Source organism: Alcanivorax sp. HI0083 (genome assembly GCF_001635175.1).
Genome location: NZ_LWFX01000045.1, coordinates 1 through 4,383 on the forward strand (window position 1 = coordinate 1; position 4,383 = coordinate 4,383).

General features: G+C 58.8%; 5 protein-coding genes and 1 pseudogene. 1 reads left to right on the forward strand and 5 read right to left on the reverse strand.

Features of this window, described 5'->3' with window-relative positions; translation table 11 throughout:
• A pseudogene (locus A3754_RS26880) lies at nt 1–273 on the forward strand (hypothetical protein); the annotation flags it as partial.
• Nucleotides 274–466: 193 nt separating this feature from the next.
• Here A3754_RS26880 and A3754_RS00475 read toward each other — a convergent pair.
• The 5 genes from A3754_RS00475 to A3754_RS00495 all read right to left on the reverse strand — a co-directional run.
• The gene (locus A3754_RS00475) at nt 467–1,057 is read right to left on the reverse strand and encodes a GNAT family N-acetyltransferase (RefSeq protein WP_082872537.1); all 591 of its coding nucleotides are present in this window, start codon (nt 1,055–1,057) and stop codon (nt 467–469) included.
• A gap of 102 nt (nt 1,058–1,159) precedes the next feature.
• Complete coding sequence (locus tag A3754_RS00480; protein ID WP_082872536.1) at nt 1,160–1,903, reverse strand: sulfite exporter TauE/SafE family protein; 744 nt, start codon at nt 1,901–1,903, stop codon at nt 1,160–1,162.
• Between the two features lie 8 nt (nt 1,904–1,911).
• Nucleotides 1,912–2,706: an SDR family oxidoreductase gene (locus A3754_RS00485; RefSeq protein ID WP_063518549.1), complete on the reverse strand. Its 795-nt coding sequence runs from the start codon at nt 2,704–2,706 to the stop codon at nt 1,912–1,914.
• Nucleotides 2,703–3,641 (reverse strand): SDR family oxidoreductase, encoded by a 939-nt coding sequence (locus A3754_RS00490; protein WP_063518550.1) that lies wholly within the window; start codon nt 3,639–3,641, stop codon nt 2,703–2,705. Before A3754_RS00490 ends, A3754_RS00485 begins: the two co-directional genes overlap by 4 nt.
• A partial coding sequence (locus tag A3754_RS00495) for a bile acid:sodium symporter family protein (protein ID WP_063518553.1) occupies nt 3,623–4,383 on the reverse strand: 761 nt, incomplete at its 5' end. The genes A3754_RS00490 and A3754_RS00495, both read right to left, overlap by 19 nt.

Consider the following 4,383-nt stretch of genomic DNA (forward strand, 5'->3'; position numbering starts at 1 on the left):
CCGCTGGACGACCCGCGCCCCACCAGCAAGGTGCCGCTGGATTCGCAGGTACAGCAGTTGTTTATCGCCGGCAGCGTCAGCGAGCCCGGCCACGCCCAGCCCCGAGGCGACTGGTTGGTGACCGTCGACAGCGCCCTGGCGAACCAGCTCTACCCACAAGCGGATCACCTTACCCGGGAACAGTTTTACCAGATGGGCCACATGACCATGATTGAGGAGACCCGCACCTACGCACGAGTACAGCGGTGGCTGGACGAATCAGCCGCCACGTGAAAGCACGGTAAGACCAGCCCAAAAAACGCAGTGCAGGCTTGTTATATTTTCCTGCTCTGCGCTTTCAGCGAGCCCGTCCAGGTCAGCCAGCGACCAGGACGGCGACAGCCAGCGCAAACAACGCCCGTGGAAGGATGATGATGGCATTGCGGATAGCGCGCTCACGCCAGAGCACCCTGCAGACCAGAACAACCTACAGAGAGTGCAACCAGAACTGCATGGCCTTGCGGCTGGGGGCACTGTCGCCCACATCAGTCCAGTCGAAATGGGCCACAAGCTGGTTCTGCGGGAAGTAGTCCCGCGCGCGCCAGAACCTGTCCAGCGGCTGGTAATCCGCAGGGCGAGCAGGGTGTGCCTCCTCCCGCGTCACTGCACAGAAGGCGGTATGCCGAAACCCGAAATCCGCCGCGTATTGCTCGCGCAGATCAAAAAAGCGGTGCCCCACGCCTTCGCCCCGATAGGGCTTGAGCAGCACCGACTCTCCGAAATAGAACACCGAATCCAGCTCGGCACCCAATTGCCGGAACGGCACCTGGAACTCTTCATCCGCCTCACGTAGCGGTAGCGCCGTCGCCGCACCAACCAGCCGGTTGTATTCCAGCGCCAGCACAAACACGCTACGGTCAGACTGGGCATAGCGGTCCAGGTAACGGCGCTCGTAATCCAGATCCCCGTCGTAGAGATAGGGGTAATCCCGAAACACCGCAATACGCAATTGCGCCAGTGCATCCAGCCAGGGCTCGACGGCAATACCAGTAACCGGGCGAATTTCCACTGTGGACATGAGCGCTCCTGAATACCTGCGAACAAGGAATCACATGAATACCACGTCCAAGAGACAGCTACGAGCCTCTAGCTTCTAGGCTCGTAGCTCGTAGCTAAAACCTCACCCCGGCCAGGCAAGAATCAGCCCGGTGCACCAAAGCACTATAAACACCGCCTGGCGGAAACGCTCTTCATTCACCCGGTGATGCAACCACTCTCCCAACAGGATGGCCGCGATAACCACAGGTACCAGCAAACCGATACGCGGGGCTGCCGGCAGCAAAGTGCCGTCGATCAGGAACACCACGGTGAGCAGGCTGTTCAGCGACAGCCAGACCAGAATCAGGGTGGCACGGAAGGCTTTCTTTTCCAGTGACAGGCCACTCAGGGCATACACCAGCAGCGGCCCACCGGAGGCAAACAAGCCATGGGTGATCCCTGCCACGAACATCCAGCAACGGGACCACCAGGCACCATGAGGTGCCATCTCGATCCCCTTCCACATACGCCACAACTCACGGCTGCTGAACCACACCACCAGCAGCCCGAAACCATTTTTCAGTAACTGATCGCCCATCCACGGGCGCAACCCGTAGCCGGTCAGCGTGCCCAGTACCATCAACGGCAAAATCAGCCGCCATAAGGTAGGCCAGTGAATATGCTGGCGATGACGCCAGCTCAGGGTGGCGCTCATGACGATATTCAACGGCACCAGCACCGGCAGGATTTCCGGGATCGGCAGGAACAACGCCCCCAGGGAAAGCGCAATCACGATACTGCCAAAACCGGTCATGGCCTCGGTGGTAAACGCAAAAAAAATAAACAGCGCCAGCAACAGCCAGGGCAGAGTCATCAGGTCCGTCACGGGGGATCCTACTGGTTCAGTTCGCTGGCAAATTTACGCTGCATCATGCGCTGATAAAGGTCCGGCAACAGCCGCCAGAGCAAGCTGGCAAACCAGGTAAAGCGATCCGGGAACAAACGTTTCTTTTTCTTTGCGTAGGCCTCGAACACCAATTCAGCCATCCATTCCGGGCTGCGCATATCGCCCACCATGGAGCGTTTATGGCTGGCCGGACGGCCATCATGCCCCAGGGCATTGGTTTCAATCGGGGTATCCAGAAAACTGGGGTAGGCCATCAGAATATGGACGCCATCACGGGCCACTTCGCCGCGCAATACTTCAAAAAACTGGCTCAAGGCACTTTTCGCACTGCAGTAACCGGCGCGCCCAAGCACCGGCATCCAACCCGCCATGGAACCGATATTGATAATGCCGCCACGGCTTTTTTTCAGCAGCGGCAAAAAACCCATCGCCAGCTCTACCGGTGCCTGCCAGTCCACCGCCATGACTTTACGGAAAACCGCCATGCGGGTTTTCTCCGCCAGCGAGCGGTGCGTAATGCCCGCGTTATTGACCAATATATCCAGTGCGAACTCGTTGTCCTGCACCCAATTCACCAACCCCTGCACGGCATCGCTATCGGTTACGTCCAGCTCCCGAAACGTGACCCGGGCAGGATCCTCAGCGGCCAGCGTATCGGCTCGCGATGCCAGCAAAGCAGCATTCATGTCCACCAGGATCACCCGGTGCCCCAGCGCAAACGCCTGTCGAGACAAGGCCCACCCCAGCCCGGACGCTGCTCCGGTAATCAATACGGTTTTCATAACTGCCCCCGCTGCCGGGCGGCAGCCATGAAGAAACGAAATACCTGCTCGGAGGTTTTGCGGGGAATATAGCCGAACTCTTCTTTCAACCGGCGATTACTGAGCACCGGCCGGTAGCGCAGAAAATTCACCTGCGCCGGCACATATTGGGTCAGCCGCAATCGATTCCCGATCCACAACCCACTGCGAATCAACCAGGCCGGCACATGAATCACCGACTTGCCCAGCAAATCGCCGAGCTCATCAATGGACAAGGCGCCGTCACCCGCCAGGTTGAAACAACCGCTACGATCCTGATTCACGCCCTGTTCGATAATACCCACCACATCCTGGTCCCAGATAAAGACAAAGGGAGACGGTGAACCGGCCACCGCCAGCAGACGGTTGCCCTCGAACAGGCGGGTAATCAGATTGCGCGTTTCCGCGCCCAGCACGGTGCCGGGACGCAGCACCAGCTGCTTCAGGGCGGGAAACTTTTCCCGATAATCCGCCAGCAATTCTTCCACCTGACGCTTGTGATCCGAATAGGGGAATTCCGGATTACCGCGCAAGGGATCCTGCTCATCCAGCCAGGCGGGGTTGTCAGCATAGTAGCCGTAGGCCGCCCCGGAGCTGGTCACCACCAGTTGCTCAACGCCGCTGGCCACACAGGCATCCAGCACATTGCGCGTACCATTTACATCAATATCAAAGTCCCGCTCGCGGTCACCGGAGTCTTCCAGCACTGCGGCCAGATGCACCACCTGGTGGATACCGTGCTCTTTCATCAACGTGCCGATTTTTGGATCACGAATATCCATTTGGTAGAACGGAAAATCCGCGCTTTCGTCCTCACGGATATCCACTCCGACCACATAGTGATGTTGCTGTAATTGCCGGGCCAGCTGGCTACCAAGGTAGCCAGCGGCGCCAGTGATCAGGATCCTTCGCGGCATACATCCTCCTGCGCCGGGCTGCGCGACCACCACCAGGCCAGCAGCAGCCCACTGATCAGATGCCAGACACCCCAGAACGCCGCGATCAAAATCATTTCGCTGGCGTCAGGGAAAAAGGTAAACAGGATGGCCAGCCCGAGGCCGGAATTCTGTATCCCCACCTCCATGGTAATGGCCCGCCGGTCTCCCCGGGGTAGCCCGGTAATCGCCCCGGCCAGGGCACCAATCCCCAACGCCAGAAAATTCTGCAGCACCACCAGCCCGACAATACGGTTCGCCGTGGCCAGAAACACATCCATGTTATTGCCGAACGCCACACCCACGAACAGCAACAACACCAGCAAGGTAATATAGCGCATGGGCTTCTGGGCTTTTTCTGCAAACACGGGAAACGCCTTGCCCATCAACATGCCCACCAACAGCGGCAGGCCCAGCACCAACGCCACCAGAATCAGGATGTTCATGCTGTCCATCTGGATATCGGTGAGGATGGGTCGGGTAATCGGGTTCAACCAGCCATACAGGGAAAAGTTGAACGGCGTCATGACAATCGCCACCAGGCTTGAGACCGCCGTCATACTCACCGAAACCGCCACATTGGCCCGCCCCAGCCAGGTCATGATGTTGGAAAACGAGCCGCCGGGGCAGGACGCCACCAGGATCATGCCCAACGCCAGTTCCGGATCCACATTGAAGTACCAGGTGGTCAGGCAGGTGGCGGCAGGCAACAGCACGAACTGGG